Below are 15,766 nucleotides of genomic sequence, written 5' to 3' on the forward strand. Positions count from 1 at the left end.
CGCCCGGCGTTCGTATACGACGGGACGCGTTCAGGCGAGCCGGTCGAGCAGCGCCCGGCGCCACCGTTCCGTCTCCGCTATCTGGTTGAAGGTGAACAGGTGCAGGCCGGCCACCCCGGCCGACGGCGCGGTGAACGCCTGCGCACCGCGGTCCAGCAGCCGCTCGGGCACGTATCCCCCGGGGGTCGCGAACCGCAGGAACCACGAGGCGTGCTTGGTGAGGAAGCGCGTCGACTCCCCCACCCCGATCTTCGTCGCCATGGCCAGCAGCTTCGCCCGCTGCACGGGCCCGGCGACGCCCACGTACACGGGCAGCGTGACGTCACGGCGCCGTATCCGGGCGATCCAGTCGCCGAGCACCCGCGGATCGAAGCACATGTTGCTGACGATGTACGTGGCGTGCGCCCGTTTGTCCCACATCGACTGGATGGTGATGTCGTCGTGGATGAGCGGATGGCTCTCCGGATAGCCGGTGATCCCCGTCTGCGGGAAGGGCCTGCCCAGCTCGTCGAGCGTGCGCAGCACCGGCAGCGCACCGTCGTACGGCCCGGCCGGCGGGTCGGCGTCTCCCGCCGGCACGAAGACGTCGTCGACGCCCGCGGCGCGCAGCCGCTCGGCGACGTCCTTCAGGTGCGCGTCGTCCCGCAACAGCCGTGCGGGCACGTGCGGGACGACGCGGAACCCGTGCGCCGTGAGCCGCTCGGTCAGGGCGAGCGTCGGCTCCAGGCCCTTGACCGGCGACGCCGTGACCGTGACCACGACGTCGCGCGGGACATGGGCGAGCACCTTCTCCTCGGTCGCCCTGGCCGGCAGCACCTCGTAGCGGACGCGGGCGAGCAGCGCCCGCAGGGCCTCGGCGGACATCTTCTACCCGGCTTGCTGCTGGGCGTCGCGGTGCCGGTAGTACGCGGCCTTGGAGGGCTCCAGCGGTTCCTTGCCGAGGATGAGGTCGGCCGCCTTCTCGGCGATCATCATCACCGGCGCGTAGATGTTGCCGTTGGTGACGTAGGGCATGACCGAGGCATCGACGACGCGTACCCCCTCCAGCCCGTGCACCTTCAGGCTCAGCGGGTCGACGACGGACATCTCGTCGGTGCCCATCTTGCAGGTGCACGAGGGGTGCAGGGCGGTCTCGCCCTCCTTGGCGACCCAGGCGAGGATCTCCTCGTCCGTCTCGACGGACGGCCCGGGCGAGACCTCGCCGCCGTTGTAGGGGGCGAGCGCGGGCTGGTTGAGAAGCCTGCGCGCGACACGGATCGCCTCGACCCACTCCCGGCGGTCCTGCTCGGTGGAGAGGTAGTTGAAGCGCAGCGCGGGCTTCTGCCGCGGGTCCCTGCTCTTGATCTTCACCGAGCCGATGGCATCGGAGTACATGGGCCCCACGTGCACCTGGTAGCCGTGGCCGCCGGCCGGCGAGGAGCCGTCGTAGCGGACCGCGACGGGCAGGAAGTGGAACATCAGGTTGGGGTAGTCCACGTCCTCGTTGCTGCGGGCGAAGCCGCCCGCCTCGAAGTGGTTGGTGGCCGCCGGGCCCTTCCGGAAGAGCCACTGCAGCCCGATGAAGGGGGCGCGCCACTTCGCCATGTACGGCTGCATGGAGACGGGCTGCTTGCAGGCGTACTGGACGTAGACCTCCAGGTGGTCCTGAAGGTTCTCGCCGACGCCCGGCAGGTCGTGGACGGCTTCGATGCCGAGGGCGGCCAGCTCGGCGGCATTGCCGACGCCGGAGAGCTGGAGCAGCTGCGGGGAGTTGATCGCGCCGCCGCACAGGATGACCTCGCCGGCCCGGACCTGCTGCGGCGCGCCGCGCCCGCGCCGGTACTCGACGCCGACGGCCCGCTTGCCCTCGAAGAGGACGCGGGTGACAAGGGCCCGCGTCGTCACCGTGAGGTTCGACCGCTTCATGGCGGGCTTGAGGTACGCCTTCGAGGCCGACAGCCGGCGCCCGCGGTGGACGTTGCGGTCGAACTTGGCGAAGCCCTCCTGCCGGTAGCCGTTGACGTCGTCCGTGGGGGCGTAGCCCGCCTCCTCGGTGGCCTTGAGGAAGGCGCCGAACAACGGGTTGGTCGCCGGGCCGCGCTCCAGGACGAGGGGGCCGTCGTGGCCGCGGAACTCGTCGTCCGGGTCGGCCGCCAGACAGTTCTCCATCCGGCGGAAGTACGGCAGACAGTGGGCGTAGTCCCAGGTCTCCATGCCCGGGTCGGCGGCCCAGCGCTCGTAGTCCATGGGGTTACCGCGCTGGAAGATCATGCCGTTGATGCTGCTGGAGCCGCCCAGCACCTTGCCGCGGGCGTGGTAGATGCGCCGGCCGCCCATGTGAGGCTCGGGCTCGGACTCGTACTTCCAGTCGTAGAAGCGGCTGCCGATCGGATAGGTCAGCGCCGCGGGCATGTGGATGAACACGTCCCAGGGGTAGTCGGACCGGCCCGCCTCCAGGACGAGCACCCGGTTGCCGGGGTCGGCCGAGAGCCGGTTCGCCAGTGCGCTGCCGGCTGATCCACCGCCGACGATGACGAAGTCGTACTGCAGAGGAGCCATGGTGCCTCGTCTCACTCGGTCGCGCCGTCGATATGCGGGGGATGCTAGTACGAGTATCGCGATGCGCACTAGGTTGCGGACGACGCAACCTGCGAGGTTTTGGTTTCGGTCACATTTCTTGCAAGCGCGTTGTTTACCTTGCGTATAGTTTCGCTATGAGCAACTACAGTCCGGATAACGAAACAACCGGCCCGTCCTCCGGCGGGGTGCAGTCCGTCGACCGTGCCATCAGCGTTCTCGAGATCCTGGCCCAGCGCGGCGAAGCGGGCGTGAGCGAGGTGGCCGGAGAGCTCGATGTGCACAAGTCGACCGCGTTCCGGCTGCTCGGCGCCCTGGAGGCGCGCGGCCTGGTGGAGCAGTCGGGCGAGCGCGGCAAGTACCGGCTCGGCTTCGGCATCGTCCGCCTCGCCGGCGCCGTCACGGGACGTATCGACATCACCCAGCAGGGCCGTCCGGTGTGCGAGCGCCTGGCGCAGGAGATCGGCGAGACGGTCAACATCGCCGTGAGGCAGGAGCACTACGCGATCAACCTCTACCAGGTGCGCGGTACGGCCGCCGTCACCGCTCACAACTGGGTCGGCCAGCTCACCCCGCTGCACGCCACGTCCAGCGGCAAGATCATGCTGGCCCACCTGCCGGCCAAGGAGCGCGGCGCGCTGCTCACGCAGTCCGGCCTGAAGAAGGTGACCCCGCACACGATGTCCTCCAAGGCGAAGCTGGAGAAGCAATTCGCCGAGGCCCTGGAGCGCGGGTACGCCTGGACGCTGGAGGAGCTGGAGATCGGACTGCATGCGATGGCCGCCCCGATCCGTGACCGGGAGGGCCAGGTCGTCGCGTCGATCAGCGCCTCCGGGCCCTCGTACCGGTTCACCGAGGAGCGTATGCACGAGCTGGCCCCGGTGCTGGTCGAGGGCGCGGACGAGATCAGCCACCGCATGGGGTACCTGGGCTGAGGACCCTAGCGCCTGTCCTGGCACGACCGCCGCACGCGATGGCCGGGCCGACCGCCCGGAGCACGACCGCCGCACGGCCCGCGTACGCCCCCCGCGCGGGCCCCGGGCACTCCTGACCGCGTCACTCCGGCTGACGCGTCCCGAGCCGCTCATGCACCCAGTCGTGGAAGGCGCCGATGTGGTGCTCGCTGGGCACCAGCACGCCGCCCTTGGCGTACATGCGTGAGCTCATGCCGGGCTGGGTGCGCTCGCAGGCGTCGAAGTCCTGACGGTTGACCCGGTGGAACAGCTCCACGGACCGGCTGACGTCCTTGCCGCTCTCCACCACGCCGGGCAGGTAGAGCCAGTCGCACTCGACGACCGTACGGTCGACGGCCACCGGGTACATCCGGTGGAAGATCACATGGTCCGGCACCAGGTTGATGAACACCTGCGGCTTGACGGTGATCGCGTAGTAGCGGCGGTCCTGGTCCTCCGCGACGCCGGGGATGCGGTCCAGGCCCTCGCTGCCGTCGACGGTGAAGCCCTTGACCTCCTCACCGAACTCCGCGCCGTGGCCGACGTAGTACTGCGCCGCGTAGCCGTCGGCGAACTCCGGGAGCACCTCGGTCAGTTCGGGGTGAATGGTCGCGCAGTGGTAGCACTCCATGAAGTTCTCGATGATGAGCTTCCAGTTCGCCTTGACGTCGTAGACGATCCGCTTGCCCACGGCCAGGTTGTCGATGTCGTAGCGCTCGATCGACGCCACGTCGCCGAGGCGCTCGACGACCGCGCCGATCACGTCCTCCTCGAAGGAGGGCGGGTTCTCCGCCAGGCACACCCAGACATAGCCGAGCCATTCGCGCACGGCCACGCTCACCAGGCCGTACTCGGTGCGGCCGACGTCGGGCATCTTGGTGAGGTTGGGCGCCGCGACGAGCTTGCCGTCGAGGTCGTAGGTCCAGGCGTGGTACGGGCATTGGAAGGCGCGCTTGACCTCGCCGTTGTCCTCGGTGCAGAGCTTGGCTCCGCGGTGCCGGCAGACGTTGAAGTACGCACGGATGCCGTTGTCACGCGCGCGGGTGACGAGGATGCTCTCGCGGCCCACGTCGACGGTGCGGAAGGCACCAGGCTTGGCCAGCTCGGAGGAACGCGCGACGCAGAACCACATCGCCTCGAAGATGCGCTCCTGTTCCAGGGCGAAGAGTTCCGGGTCCGTGTAGGAGGAGCCCGGGAGGGTGGCGATCAGGCTGTCCGGCAGGCTGCTGGAGGTCACGTGCACTCCTCGGGGGAACGTCGTGGGTCGATGGGTCACGCGCCGGGAAGAGCGGCTTCGAACGGCGTTGTGCATGAAGCAACACTGTGTTCTATGTGCAACGCAGCTTGGGTGGCCGCGTGGGCGGTGTCAAGATGCGGCGGCGAGCTGCTTGCGCCAGCGTGTGAACAGCCGCGGCTGGTTCATCCCGAGGGCGGCGACGGGCCTGCCGGCCCGGCGGTAGACGGCGAGGAAGCTGCGCTCGTCGATGGAGCCCTCCTCGACCGTGACACTGTCGGCGCCGGCGGCATGCCCGGTGAACTGGATCTTCACGCCGTACTGGTCGGACCAGAAGTACGGCGGCCGGGGCACGCCCGGCTCGTTCGCGCCGTGGGCGAGCAGCGTGGCCACGGCGGCGGCGGGCCGCTCCAGCGCGCCGGTCCAGTGCTCGATGCGGCGATGGCCGCCGGTGTGCGGGTCGTACCAGTTGGCGCAGTCGCCGACGGCGACGACCCCGGCCAGGCTGGTACGGCCGTCCGCGCCGCACTTCACGCCGTTGTCGAGCGCGACGCCGGATCCCTGAAGCCACTCGACGCAGGGGCGGGCCCCCACGCCGACGACGACCGTGTCCGCGGAGATACTGCGGCCGTCCTCCAGCAGGACGGCGTCGACGCGGCGCTCGCCGCTCAGCCCCTTGACCCCGACCCCGCACAGCAGGCGTACGCCGTGGTCGGCATGGAGGGCGGAGACGACGGCGCCCATGTCCGGGCCGAGCGGTCCGGACAGCGGGGTCGGCGCGGCCTCGATCACGGTGACGTCGAGGCCGAGGGCGTACGCCGTGGAGGCGACCTCGGCACCGATGAAGCCGCCGCCGATCACCACCAGCCGTCCGCCCAGGGCCAGTTCGTCGCGCAGGGCGCGGGCGTCGTCCAGGGTGCGCAGCACGTGGACTCCGGCGAGCCCGTCCGTGCCGGGCAGGGTGCGGGCGGCCGCGCCCGTCGCGATGACGACGCCGTCGGCGCGGATCTCCCGGCCGTCGGCGAGCCGTATCGCCCGCTCGGTGCGGTCGAGACCGGTGGCGCGGGTGCCGAGCACCCACTGCGCGTGGAGCTCCTCACCGTCCCGCTCGAGCGCCAGGTCCGCCTCGCCGAGGGTGCCGGACAGGAACTCCTTGGACAACGGCGGCCTGTCGTACGGGCGGTGGGGTTCGTCGCCGATGACGACCAGCCGGCCGTCGTACCCCCGTTGCCGCAGGGAGCGCGCGGCCGACAGACCGGCCAGTGAGGCGCCCACCACGGCGACCGTCCTCACGCGGGGCCTCCGGCCAGGCGGGCGGCGACGCACGGCGGCAGGTTGGGCGCCTCGGTCGACAGCCGGACGTAAACCGTCCCGTCCTCGACCACGACCTCGTGGGTGCGCACCGGCCGCTTGGCCGGCGGGGCGTCCACGGCTCCGGTCCTCAGATCGAACTTGGAGGCGTGCAAGGGGCATTCGACCTCGCAGCCCTCCAGCCAGCCGTCGGCGAGCGAGGCGTCCTGGTGGGTGCAGGTGTCGTCGATGGCGAAGAGTTCGCCGTCGTCGGTGTGGAACACCGACACCGGCGGGTCGATGTCGAGCCGGTGGGCCTCACCTCGCGGCAGATCCGCGAGACGGCACGCGGGAATCATCATGACACCTCGGTGCGTATAGCGAAACGGATTGCGATTGACGCAACGCAAGTCTGCGGGCCGTTCTGAAGCGTTGTCAAGGCACCCGCAGGCCTGGTTGCGCGGGGCGCGACGACGGTTTCCGGGCACGCCGGAGCGACCGTGAAAAGCGCAGGTGAAAGGGGGATCCGGCGCCTTTTCGGCAGGTGGGACGGGCGCCTTTCCCACAGGCGCGCCGCACGGTGCAGTGACGGCCCTGCCGCCGGCGTGGGGGCAGGGCCGTCGATGTGCCGGGCGACTTACTCAGAAGCCGCGGTCGATCCACTCCTCAAGGTGCGGCGCCTCGGCGCCGATGACGGTGCTCTCCCCGTGCCCGGTGTGCACGACGGTGCCCTCCGGCAGACCGAGGAGGCGGCCTTGGATCGAGGCGATGATGGTGGGGAAGTCGCTGTACGACCTCCCCGTCGCCCCCGGCCCGCCGGCGAACAGCGTGTCGCCGCTGAACAGCGCGGACAGGTGCGGGGCGTACAGACAGACGGCCCCGGGGGCATGGCCCGGGGTGTGGAGCACGGTCAGCTCGATGCCCGCCACCTCGATGCGCTGCCCGTCGGTCAGTTCACCGTCGGGCAGCCGGTCGGGATGGGTCTGCTTCCACAGCGGCAGATCGTCGGCGTGCAGCAGGATCGGGGCACCGGTCCGGGCGGCGAGGTCGGGCGCGGCGTCGATGTGATCGTCGTGCGCGTGGGTGCACACGATCGCGCGCAGGGTGCGCCCGCCGACGGCCCGGACGATCGCGTCGGCGTCATGGGCGGCGTCGATGACGACCGCCTCGTCGTCGTCCCCCACGATCCACACGTTGTTGTCGACGTCCCAGGTGCCGCCGTCCAGCGAGAACGTGCCCGACGTGACCAGGTGGTCGATGCGGGCGCCGGCCATCAGAAGACCACCACCGAACGCAGCACGTCGCCGTGGTGCATGCGCTCGAAGGCCTTCTCGACCTCGTCGAGGGCGATGGTCTCGGTGACGAAGGCGTCCAGATCGAGGCGGCCCTGAAGATAGAGGTCGATGAGCATCGGGAAGTCGCGGGAGGGCAGGCAGTCCCCGTACCAGGACGACTTCAGCGCCCCGCCGCGGCCGAAGACGTCCAGCAGCGGCAGTTCGAGCTTCATCTCCGGGGTCGGTACGCCGACCAGCACCACGGTCCCGGCGAGATCGCGGGCGTAGAAGGCCTGCCGGTACGTCTCCGGACGGCCCACCGCGTCGATGACGACATCGGCGCCGAATCCCCCGGTCAGCGCGCGCACCGCCTCGACGGCGTCGGTCTGCTTGGAGTTGACCGTGTCGGTCGCGCCCAGCCGCTCGGCGGTGGCCAGCTTGCGGTCGTCGATGTCCACGGCGATGACCTTCGCCGCGCCCGCCAGCTTCGCCCCGGCGATCGCCGCGCCGCCCACACCACCGCATCCGATGACGGCGACGGTGTCCCCGCGGCCGACGTTCCCGGTGTTGATGGCCGCACCGAGACCGGCCATCACGCCACAGCCGAGCAGGCCGGCGGCGGCGGACGAGGCGGCCCGGTCCACCTTGGTGCACTGACCGGCCGCCACCAGCGTCTTCTCGGCGAAGGCGCCGATCCCCAGGGCCGGAGAGAGTTCGGTGCCGTCGGCCAGGGTCATCTTCTGCTTCGCGTTGTGCGTGTTGAAGCAGTACCAGGGCCGCCCCCGCAGACAGGCCCTGCACTGGCCGCACACGGCACGCCAGTTGAGGATCACGAAGTCACCGGGCGCCACGTCGGTGACCCCGTCACCGACCGCCTCGACCACCCCCGCCGCCTCGTGTCCCAGCAGGTACGGGAAGTCGTCGCTGATGCCGCCCTCGCGATAGTGCAGATCGGTGTGGCAGACACCGCAGGCCTCGATCTTGACCACCGCCTCGCCCGGGCCGGGGTCGGGCACAATGATCGTTTCCACACTGACCGGGGCACCCTTGCTCCGCGCGACGACAGCACGGACCTGCTGAGACATGGCCACTCCTCTGCTGACAGAAGACGAGGTGTTGCCTATTACGGCACTCACATCGTATTTCGCAACACAGCATCGCGGAGGCCGGGGCGGCGGTCAAGAAGCGGTTCGTTCTCGTCCTGGTGAGCACCCACGACACACAGGGCGGCGGTGACGCCGTCGCCCCCGACGCGTGGACTTTGACACCCGACTTCAAGATCAAGCCCAACCTGGCGACGTCGTGCGCGAACCCCGACCCGACGACCTGGGTCTACAAGCTCCGCAGCGACGCCACCCTCTGGGACGGCTCGCCGATGACGGCCGACGACGTCGTGGAGCATGTGGCACAACATGACGGACAAGTCGAGCTTCTACGGCTACCTGTACGCGAACGTCGCCTCGATCACGAAGCCGGGCGCCGGCGAAGTGACGGTCAGGCTCAAGAAGCCCGACTACCTCTTCAACGACGAGTTGGCGAGCTTCGCCGGTGTCGTCGTCGAGAAGAAGTTCTACGAGCGACACGGCAAGAAGGTCGGTACGCCGGGCGTCGGCGTCATGTGCACCGGCCCCTACAAGTTCGGCACGTGGACGCAGGGTCAGTCGATCAAGGTGAGCCGCTACGACGGCTACTGGAACAAGTCGCTGCCTCTGAAGGTGAAGAACATCGACTTCACGTTCCTGACCGACGACTCCGCGATCACCTCCGGCCTGCTCTCGGGCCAGATCGACGGAACGTACGGTCCGCCGATGGCCGGGCTGTCACAGCTGAAGACGTCGTCGGCGGGCAAGCTCTACTCGGGTGCCGCGCCCCTGGCTGTCACGCTCGTGGTCGCGAACCAGAAGGGCGATGGGCAACGCCGACGTGCGCAAGGCGCTCCAGATGGCCATCGACTGGAAGGGCATCGGCAGCCATGGTACGGCGGTGAGGGGACCCCTGCTTCGCTGCAGACCGTGTCGGCCGTGTACGGCTTTGCGAAGGACAACCTGACCTCGTACGCCGACTCGACCCGGCGACGCGTGGCAACACCGACCTGCTGTACACGCAGTTCTGGCCCAACATCCCGAACCCGCTCGACTGGCTGGGCCTCACCGCGGTGACCGGCGGCACCTTCAACCAGTCCGGCTACAGCGGCATCGACGGGCTCTACGCCAAGGCGATCAGCGCGAAGGACGACAGCGCCCGCGCCAAGCTGGTCGTGCAGATGGAACGGAAGCTGCACGACGAGATGAAGCCGATGTTCTCCGGCATCCAGCTGACGTACGACGTGTGGCTCGGAAGCAGGATCACCGGGGCGCCGGCGGCATTCGACTACGTCTACTACCCATGGGCGGCTTACCTCAGCGGGACCGGCAAGTAGTACGCACACCGGCGAGGGTGTCCGAGGGGTGAGTGGCCAGGGAGGCCGCGCCCTTACTCCCCGAGCACCAGCCGCTCCAGCGCTGCCCGGGCCCGCGCGTCAGACTGTGCACGGGCCGCGATCGCGACCGCGAGCTCCCGTACCCACTCGTCGAGCGCCACCGGGCGCCGCGAGAGCACCACGCCGCGGACCTCCTTGCACACCTCGCCCTGGGGACGCCCGCCCACCAGGTCGAGCACGAGACGCTGCTCGCCGAGGAAGACCTCGACCCGCTCGACGCGGCCCTCGCGCCCCGCGAGCCGGTCGGCCATGCCCCGTCTGCGCTCGACGGCGACGGAACCCGGCGGCAGCGCCTCCGAAAGGGTCCCGGTGAGCACCTGGGCGTAGACCTCCAGGTCGGCGGCGTCCCTGCGCAGCGCGGCCGTCAGCAGGTCGAGGGAGTCCGATGCCCCGTCGGGCTCGAACGGGACGGGGTCGTGTGGCGAGGTCATCGCGGGGCCTCTCGTGGTGTGCCGTTGGTGCGAGTCTGCTGGGCCGGGTGCTCAGCCGTCGAGGCCGAGCACCATCGTCGGACGCTCGATGACGTGGTCCTCGCGCAGCGGCCGTACGGCCGTGCCGATCGCGAAGAACTCGGTGGTGTGACCGCCCCAGCGGTGGTTGTGCGCGTTGAGCTGTACGCCGACGATGCCCTCCGCTCGCAGCTCCTCCGCCTCGTGCTGCATCCGCGCCATCGCCAGCTCCCGCGCGTCGTACAGCGCCTGCGTGAACTGCTCGATCTCCACGTTCTTGCCGATGTTGGAGAACATCTGCCCCATCTTCTGGTGCGCGATGTGGTAGACGCAGGTGCCCATCACCATGCCCAGTGGGGCGTAGCCGGCGCGGATGAGCGTCCAGAAGTCCTGACCGTTGAGATCCGAGGTGAACGGCTGGCCCTTGAGGTTGCGCCAGCTGCCGCCGTTGCCGCCAGGGGCCGGGTGATCGGCCTTGACGGCGGTACCGATCGCGATGAACTCCGCGATGTCGTTGCCGAATTCACGGGCCTCGACGCTCAGCCGCACCCCGACGATGCCGTCCGCGCCCAGCTGGGCCGCCTCCGCCTCCATGCGGGTCATCGCCAGCTCACGGGCGTGGTACATCGCCTGGCTGAGCGTCGTCAGCTCCTGGTTCTTGCCCCAGCGGCCCAGCTGGATGCCCACGTGGTAGATCGAGCTGCCCAGGACGAGGCCGATGGGCCTGAATCCCGCCTCGCGCACCAGCAGGAACTCGTTGACCGACAGGTCGCTGGTGAAGATCGAACCCGGCCTGCCCGGCTGCAGCTCGGCCAGCCGCCGCATCGCGTCGGCCGGCACGCCCTGGGCGGACATGCCGTCAGGGGTGCCATCGGCGGGGTTGAAGACGCTCATGAACGGGTTCCCCTCATCGCGTATCGGTGGCGGTGCGGCGCATGGTCCGGCGACGTCGTTCCGGGTCGAGCCGCATCACGGTGAGTGTGCGGGGCGGCTCCTCGCGTGCCGTGAAGCGGGCGACGGTGGTACCCAGCAGCGTCGCCTCGGCCACATGGTCCTCCTGGTCGTTGTTGCTCCTGCGCATGCACGGCTCGCCCCAGATGCGCAGGCGGCCCGAGGAGAGGATCACGCCGTCGCCGCCCCGCCGCCCCGTCTGCGCCCACAGGTGCGCACGGGCGTCGGAGCGCACCGCCTGAACGAGCTCGCTCCAGCCGCTGACCTCGGTGTTGCTCCACGAGCGCGACTGTGCGCGGGTGCGGTAGTCGTCGTGGCGTACGCCGATGGACATTCCGTACAGCAGCTCCACCGGGACCCATCCCGCGGTCACCAGCTTCGCGAACCCCTGGCCGTCGAGGTGGCAGGTGACCGGCTGCGGCGCCCGCACCGTCCCGGCCGCGCGCACCGCGGTCCCGATCACCTTGAACTCCAGGCAGTTGGGCTGCGCCACGAAGGGCGCCACGGTCAACTGTGCCGCGACGACGCCGTCGCCGCCGAGAGCCGAGCACTCGGCGGTCATCCGGTCGAGGGCCGAGCGACGCGCCCGGTCGAGCACCTCGACGAGCCCGGCGGACGGGGCTCCGCGTCCGGAGAGGGCTATGGGCGCCGGGGCGCTGCTGAAGGCGTACCGCATGCCGCCATAAAGACAGTCGTGATAGCCCCAGTACCGGCCGCTGCGGCCCACGTGGTAGACGGCCGAGCCCATGACCTGGCCCACCGGTTCGAACCCCACGGCGCGCAGTGCGGCGAACTCACCGGTGGACAGCGCCGAGGACCACGTCCCGCTGCCCCGCACCTCCGCAATGCGCGCGGCTGCCGCCGGGGGCAGCCCCGCCCCCGTCCAGTCCCCGCTCATCGACACCAACTCCCCGCCTCATGCCCTGCCCAAGGCACAGCGGCTCGAGTCCATGCCCGGCCGCCGGACCGACCCAGGTGAGGTCGACACCGAAGAGCCGGGTGAATCGGCGGTGGCGACCCGCTCACCAACGCCCCGCCCCGGCACGGCCGGTGGCGGGCATGCGGCTGTCCGGGCGGCGAGACGCCTGCCTCACGTACCGTGCGTGATCAGTCGCGGTGAGTGTGGAACAAGCGTCGAGGGCAGGACGGGCGGCACTCTGGAGGAGGAGGTGTGACGGCGGGAGAGGAGGCGTGATGCGAACCAGCGACGAGATCTATCACCGCGTCCGCTGGGACCCACGGTTCGACCCGGCCCGGTTCATGCTGGGGATCAGCCAGCGCGGGGATGCCTGCAAACGCGTCCCGCTCCCTTACTTCACGCCCGGGGGCGACATCCCGTGGCACCGGGTGGTGTTCATCGAAGCGGACGGCGAGGTGGTCTGGGACCGGGCCACGGGTGTGGACCGCATCGACGCGTCGGGCGCCGGCCGGGTGCGGGACCCGGAAGCGGACCTGGGCTTCGGCAGGGGAGAACCCGTCGGCCTCCTCGGCGTGTCCCCGACGGCCCGCACGGCGCTGGCCTGGATCCCGCCCGCGGAGCTGTGGCCGCCGATCCAGGACATCCGCCAGGATTACGATCCGCAGATCCACCGCTGGCCGCCGCACGTCAACGTCCTCTTCGGCTTCGTGCCGGAGTCCGACTTCGAGCGGGCCGCCCCACTGCTCGCCGCGGCGACGGCCGATACGCCGGTCTTCACTGCCCGGCTGGACGGGGTACGCACCTTCCGGCACAGGGCGTACTCCACCATGTGGCTCGACCCGACGGCGGCCGGCAAGGCGCCGTGGGAAGACCTGCACCGCGTACTGCGGCAGCGGTTCCCGCATGGCCTTGGGGCCGCCGAGAACTTCACCCCGCATCTGCCCCTGGGCCGGACCCGGGATCCACGGCGAGTCACCGCCGACTGCGCCACCCGGCTCGACGCCATGACGGCGACAGTCTGGGAACTCGTCCTGCTCTCGCGCAGAAGCCACGGGCCGATGCGGCCACGGGCCACGGTCGCCCTGCGCACGGGCGAGGTCCGCTGGCTGCCCCCACCCGACCTCGAAGCGCCTGGCCCGGAGGGCACGGCATGGCTCTCCGAGATCACCGACAGGTGAGGCTACGGCCAGATGCCCTCGACCAACTCCTGGCAGCAGAACCGGCCCATCGGAAGGACGCTAATGTCCGGGCATGGACGACAGCAACGCACCCCAGACGGCATCTGACGATCCAGTAGAGGCCAAGTGGCAGCTGGTGCTGGAGATGGACGAGAACCTCATAGACAAGCCCCTCGTCGAGGCGGCGTACGCCGCCCCTGCTCCGAAGACTGTTCCCGCTGGTCAGCCACGGATCGCTGCAATTCAGCCGATGCACCCGCTTTCCCTGGTCCGGCGACCTACCCTCGGTCTTCCCCCTCGCCGGTGAGCGGTTTCGCGTGCTGCGGCTGCATGAACCACGAGGCTCGGGACGGGAAGAGGTCGGCGAAGCCGATACCGCCGAGGAAGCCGTCGAATTGGTTGTCTCACACCTTCCCACAGGTTGCGGCCCCGCCGTGGACGGCACACCCGACGTCCTCGATCCGCTTCGCTGACACCACTTCGGACTTGGCGAATCCGATTCCACGGAAACGGCGGACAGTCGTGCGGGAGCTCTGCAGTGTGACGTGATGAGACGTGCGTCACGCCTGGCCGCGTCATGTCACATTCGGCCCCCTTCCAGGGTCTCAGTGGTGAGACCCCCAGGGAGGCACAGGCATGCCTGAAAGGACCGACACCGCAACCCAGGTGTTCGTCGACCACCACGAGCTGCCCTTCGCGATCGTCTACAACATGCTCGGCAGCGTCACCGACACGCGGACCGGCCGGACGGGGCGCGCCCGCTCCGACGGGATCGGCGACCCGCGCGCCCGTCTCGTACGCATCGCCGTGAACCGCTCCCTCGCGCGCCGCACCGACATCAGCCGCCGCCGCGAGACCTCTGTGGACCCGTGGCTCCCCGAGCCCCTGGTCGATGAGGCGGCTCCTGACGACTCGGCCGAGGAGGAGCGGGCATGACGGCGACGGGGCAACGGCCCGAGAAGGCTTCCTCCGGAGAGCGCGTCGCCGACTGGTTCGACGGCCGGCTCGGCATCCACACTCTGGGCCGGCAGTACCTCCGCAAGGTCTTCCCCGACCACTGGTCGTTCCTGCTCGGCGAGGTGTGTCTGTACAGCTTCGTCGTGCTGATCCTGACCGGGATCTACCTCACGCTCTTCTTCCACCCGTCGATGACCGAGGTGACGTACCACGGCAGTTACGTCCCGCTGAACGGCATCCGCATGTCCGACGCGTACGCCTCGACGCTGCACATCAGCTTCGACATACGCGGCGGTCTGCTGATCCGGCAGATCCACCACTGGGCCGCGCTGATCTTCGTCGCGGCGATGCTGACGCACATGATGCGGCACTTCTTCACGGGCTCGTTCCGCAAACCGCGTGAGCTGAACTGGCTGTTCGGCTGGCTGCTCCTCGTCCTCGGCATGTTCGAAGGGCTGTTCGGCTACTCGCTGCCCGACGACCTGCTGTCAGGCACCGGGCTGCGGTTCGTCAACGGCGCGCTGCTGTCGATGCCGCTCGTGGGCACCTATCTGTCGATGTTCTTGTTCGGCGGGGAGTTCCCGGGCCATGACATCGTGTCCCGCTTCTACTCCCTCCATGTGCTGCTGATCCCGGGGATCATGGCGGCGCTCGTCGTCACCCATGTCCTCCTGGTCGTCTACCACAAGCACACGCAGTTCGCGGGTCCGGGGAAGACGGAACGGAACGTCGTGGGCTCTCCGTTCTTCCCGGTGTACGTGGCGAAGGCGGGAGGTTTCTTCTTCCTCGTCTTCGGGGTGATCGCGTTCATCGCGGCGGTGGCATCGATCAATCCGGTCTGGGCGTACGGGCCCTACCGCGCCGACCAGGTGTCGACGGGCGCCCAGCCGGACTGGTACCTGGGCTTCGCGGAGGGGCTGGTCCGCATCATGCCGGGCTGGGAGGTCGACCTGTGGGGCCACACCCTGGTCCTCGGCGTGCTGATCCCGGTGGTCGTCTTCCCGCTCCTCCTGGTCCTCATCGGCGTCTACCCGTTCGTGGAGGCGTGGGTCACCAAGGACCGTCGCGAGCACCATCTGCTGGACCGCCCGCGCAACCGGCCGGTCCGCACGGCGCTCGGCACCGCATGGCTGAGCGTCTATCTGATCCTGCTCGCGGGCGGCGGCAACGACATCGTGGCCACGCGTCTCCATCTGTCGATCAACGCGGTGACGTGGACCATCAGGATCGGCGTGTTCCTGGTGCCGTCGGCCGTCTTCGTCGTGACACGGCGCGTCTGTCTCGGTCTCCAGCTGAGGGACCGAGAGCTGGTGGAGCACGGCCGCGAGACGGGAATCGTCAAGCGGCTGCCGCACGGCGAGTATGTCGAGGTGCGGCAGCCGCTGTCCCCGGCCCAGCGGTACACGCTCACCGCCCACCAGCGGGAGCTGCCGTCAGCCGGACGCGACCTCCATCGGTGACGGCAGGGGCCCCTGGCCGACGGGTACGCCGGCCAGGGGCCCCTTCAGGAGGTCGGCCTACGTCAG

At 69.7% G+C, this 15,766-nt stretch carries 18 protein-coding genes; 8 read left to right on the plus strand and 10 right to left on the minus strand.

Features of this window, described 5'->3' with window-relative positions; all coding sequences use genetic code 11:
- Window positions 1-30: 30 nt before the first annotated feature.
- The gene (locus tag ABZ865_RS08055) at window positions 31-864 is read right to left on the minus strand and encodes a 5,10-methylenetetrahydrofolate reductase (protein ID WP_361225681.1); all 834 of its coding nucleotides are present in this window, start codon (window positions 862-864) and stop codon (window positions 31-33) included.
- Window positions 865-867: 3 nt separating this feature from the next.
- Entirely contained in the window at window positions 868-2,538 is a 1,671-nt protein-coding gene (gene betA / locus ABZ865_RS08060; RefSeq protein ID WP_361225684.1) for a choline dehydrogenase, read from the minus strand.
- 155 nt (window positions 2,539-2,693) lie between these two features.
- Here betA and ABZ865_RS08065 point away from each other — a divergent pair, with 155 nt between their 5' ends.
- The gene (locus ABZ865_RS08065; protein ID WP_361225687.1) at window positions 2,694-3,491 is read left to right on the plus strand and encodes an IclR family transcriptional regulator; all 798 of its coding nucleotides are present in this window, start codon (window positions 2,694-2,696) and stop codon (window positions 3,489-3,491) included.
- Between the two features lie 121 nt (window positions 3,492-3,612).
- Here the strand turns inward: ABZ865_RS08065 and ABZ865_RS08070 are convergent, their stop codons facing one another.
- The 5 genes from ABZ865_RS08070 to ABZ865_RS08090 form a co-directional block, all read right to left on the minus strand.
- A complete protein-coding gene (locus ABZ865_RS08070) occupies window positions 3,613-4,746 on the minus strand; it encodes an aromatic ring-hydroxylating dioxygenase subunit alpha (RefSeq protein ID WP_361225690.1) in 1,134 nt (377 codons plus the stop codon).
- Window positions 4,747-4,875: 129 nt separating this feature from the next.
- Window positions 4,876-6,036 (minus strand): FAD-dependent oxidoreductase, encoded by a 1,161-nt coding sequence (locus tag ABZ865_RS08075; RefSeq protein ID WP_361225693.1) that lies wholly within the window; start codon window positions 6,034-6,036, stop codon window positions 4,876-4,878.
- The gene (locus ABZ865_RS08080) at window positions 6,033-6,395 is read right to left on the minus strand and encodes a bifunctional 3-phenylpropionate/cinnamic acid dioxygenase ferredoxin subunit (RefSeq protein WP_361225696.1); all 363 of its coding nucleotides are present in this window, start codon (window positions 6,393-6,395) and stop codon (window positions 6,033-6,035) included. Before ABZ865_RS08080 ends, ABZ865_RS08075 begins: the two co-directional genes overlap by 4 nt.
- A 279-nt stretch (window positions 6,396-6,674) precedes the next feature.
- Entirely contained in the window at window positions 6,675-7,307 is a 633-nt protein-coding gene (locus ABZ865_RS08085; RefSeq protein WP_361225699.1) for an MBL fold metallo-hydrolase, read from the minus strand.
- The gene (locus ABZ865_RS08090) at window positions 7,307-8,392 is read right to left on the minus strand and encodes an S-(hydroxymethyl)mycothiol dehydrogenase (protein WP_361225702.1); all 1,086 of its coding nucleotides are present in this window, start codon (window positions 8,390-8,392) and stop codon (window positions 7,307-7,309) included. The genes ABZ865_RS08085 and ABZ865_RS08090 overlap by 1 nt, the downstream gene beginning before the upstream one ends.
- Window positions 8,393-8,719: 327 nt before the next feature.
- Between ABZ865_RS08090 and ABZ865_RS08095 the strand changes: the two genes are divergently transcribed.
- The gene (locus tag ABZ865_RS08095; RefSeq protein ID WP_361225705.1) at window positions 8,720-9,466 is read left to right on the plus strand and encodes an ABC transporter substrate-binding protein; all 747 of its coding nucleotides are present in this window, start codon (window positions 8,720-8,722) and stop codon (window positions 9,464-9,466) included.
- Complete coding sequence (locus ABZ865_RS08100; RefSeq protein ID WP_361225708.1) at window positions 9,463-9,726, plus strand: hypothetical protein; 264 nt, start codon at window positions 9,463-9,465, stop codon at window positions 9,724-9,726. The genes ABZ865_RS08095 and ABZ865_RS08100 overlap by 4 nt, the downstream gene beginning before the upstream one ends.
- A 53-nt stretch (window positions 9,727-9,779) precedes the next feature.
- On the opposite strand, the gene ABZ865_RS08105 is transcribed toward ABZ865_RS08100, so the two are convergent.
- The 3 genes from ABZ865_RS08105 to ABZ865_RS08115 are packed head-to-tail and all read right to left on the minus strand — an operon-like array spanning window position 9,780 to window position 12,084.
- A complete protein-coding gene (locus ABZ865_RS08105) occupies window positions 9,780-10,217 on the minus strand; it encodes a hypothetical protein (protein ID WP_361225710.1) in 438 nt (145 codons plus the stop codon).
- A 51-nt stretch (window positions 10,218-10,268) separates the two neighbouring features.
- The gene (locus ABZ865_RS08110; protein ID WP_361225713.1) at window positions 10,269-11,129 is read right to left on the minus strand and encodes a heavy metal-binding domain-containing protein; all 861 of its coding nucleotides are present in this window, start codon (window positions 11,127-11,129) and stop codon (window positions 10,269-10,271) included.
- A 13-nt stretch (window positions 11,130-11,142) separates the two neighbouring features.
- Window positions 11,143-12,084, minus strand: a complete 942-nt coding sequence (locus ABZ865_RS08115; RefSeq protein ID WP_361225716.1) for a heavy metal-binding domain-containing protein — start codon at window positions 12,082-12,084, stop codon at window positions 11,143-11,145.
- 296 nt (window positions 12,085-12,380) lie between these two features.
- On the opposite strand from ABZ865_RS08115, the gene ABZ865_RS08120 reads away from it, so the two are divergent.
- The 5 genes from ABZ865_RS08120 (at window position 12,381) to ABZ865_RS08140 (ending at window position 15,700) form a co-directional block, all read left to right on the plus strand.
- Complete coding sequence (locus ABZ865_RS08120; RefSeq protein ID WP_361225719.1) at window positions 12,381-13,283, plus strand: RNA repair domain-containing protein; 903 nt, start codon at window positions 12,381-12,383, stop codon at window positions 13,281-13,283.
- A gap of 73 nt (window positions 13,284-13,356) precedes the next feature.
- Window positions 13,357-13,590, plus strand: a complete 234-nt coding sequence (locus tag ABZ865_RS08125) for a hypothetical protein (protein ID WP_361225722.1) — start codon at window positions 13,357-13,359, stop codon at window positions 13,588-13,590.
- A complete protein-coding gene (locus ABZ865_RS08130; protein ID WP_361227227.1) occupies window positions 13,520-13,756 on the plus strand; it encodes a DUF6193 family natural product biosynthesis protein in 237 nt (78 codons plus the stop codon). The genes ABZ865_RS08125 and ABZ865_RS08130 overlap by 71 nt, the downstream gene beginning before the upstream one ends.
- A gap of 163 nt (window positions 13,757-13,919) precedes the next feature.
- The gene (locus ABZ865_RS08135) at window positions 13,920-14,219 is read left to right on the plus strand and encodes a hypothetical protein (RefSeq protein WP_361225725.1); all 300 of its coding nucleotides are present in this window, start codon (window positions 13,920-13,922) and stop codon (window positions 14,217-14,219) included.
- Window positions 14,216-15,700: a ubiquinol-cytochrome c reductase cytochrome b subunit gene (locus ABZ865_RS08140; protein ID WP_361225728.1), complete on the plus strand. Its 1,485-nt coding sequence runs from the start codon at window positions 14,216-14,218 to the stop codon at window positions 15,698-15,700. The genes ABZ865_RS08135 and ABZ865_RS08140 overlap by 4 nt, the downstream gene beginning before the upstream one ends.
- The last annotated feature ends 66 nt before the right edge of the window (window positions 15,701-15,766 follow it).

This window comes from Streptomyces sp. NPDC047085, from assembly GCF_040643735.1.
GTDB lineage: Bacteria > Actinomycetota > Actinomycetes > Streptomycetales > Streptomycetaceae > Streptomyces.

What these genes read in the sequence shown, in the direction of transcription:
- ABZ865_RS08055 (WP_361225681.1), bottom strand. Translation starts at nt 864, where the DNA reads ATGTCCGCCGAGGCCCTGCGGGCGCTGCTCGCCCGCGTCCGCTACGAG.
- betA (WP_361225684.1), bottom strand. Translation starts at nt 2,538, where the DNA reads ATGGCTCCTCTGCAGTACGACTTCGTCATCGTCGGCGGTGGATCAGCC.
- ABZ865_RS08065 (WP_361225687.1), top strand. Translation starts at nt 2,694, where the DNA reads ATGAGCAACTACAGTCCGGATAACGAAACAACCGGCCCGTCCTCCGGC.
- ABZ865_RS08080 (WP_361225696.1), bottom strand. Translation starts at nt 6,395, where the DNA reads ATGATGATTCCCGCGTGCCGTCTCGCGGATCTGCCGCGAGGTGAGGCC.
- ABZ865_RS08085 (WP_361225699.1), bottom strand. Translation starts at nt 7,307, where the DNA reads ATGGCCGGCGCCCGCATCGACCACCTGGTCACGTCGGGCACGTTCTCG.
- ABZ865_RS08090 (WP_361225702.1), bottom strand. Translation starts at nt 8,392, where the DNA reads ATGTCTCAGCAGGTCCGTGCTGTCGTCGCGCGGAGCAAGGGTGCCCCG.
- ABZ865_RS08095 (WP_361225705.1), top strand. Translation starts at nt 8,720, where the DNA reads ATGACGGACAAGTCGAGCTTCTACGGCTACCTGTACGCGAACGTCGCC.
- ABZ865_RS08105 (WP_361225710.1), bottom strand. Translation starts at nt 10,217, where the DNA reads ATGACCTCGCCACACGACCCCGTCCCGTTCGAGCCCGACGGGGCATCG.
- ABZ865_RS08110 (WP_361225713.1), bottom strand. Translation starts at nt 11,129, where the DNA reads ATGAGCGTCTTCAACCCCGCCGATGGCACCCCTGACGGCATGTCCGCC.
- ABZ865_RS08115 (WP_361225716.1), bottom strand. Translation starts at nt 12,084, where the DNA reads ATGAGCGGGGACTGGACGGGGGCGGGGCTGCCCCCGGCGGCAGCCGCG.
- ABZ865_RS08120 (WP_361225719.1), top strand. Translation starts at nt 12,381, where the DNA reads ATGCGAACCAGCGACGAGATCTATCACCGCGTCCGCTGGGACCCACGG.
- ABZ865_RS08125 (WP_361225722.1), top strand. Translation starts at nt 13,357, where the DNA reads ATGGACGACAGCAACGCACCCCAGACGGCATCTGACGATCCAGTAGAG.
- ABZ865_RS08135 (WP_361225725.1), top strand. Translation starts at nt 13,920, where the DNA reads ATGCCTGAAAGGACCGACACCGCAACCCAGGTGTTCGTCGACCACCAC.
- ABZ865_RS08140 (WP_361225728.1), top strand. Translation starts at nt 14,216, where the DNA reads ATGACGGCGACGGGGCAACGGCCCGAGAAGGCTTCCTCCGGAGAGCGC.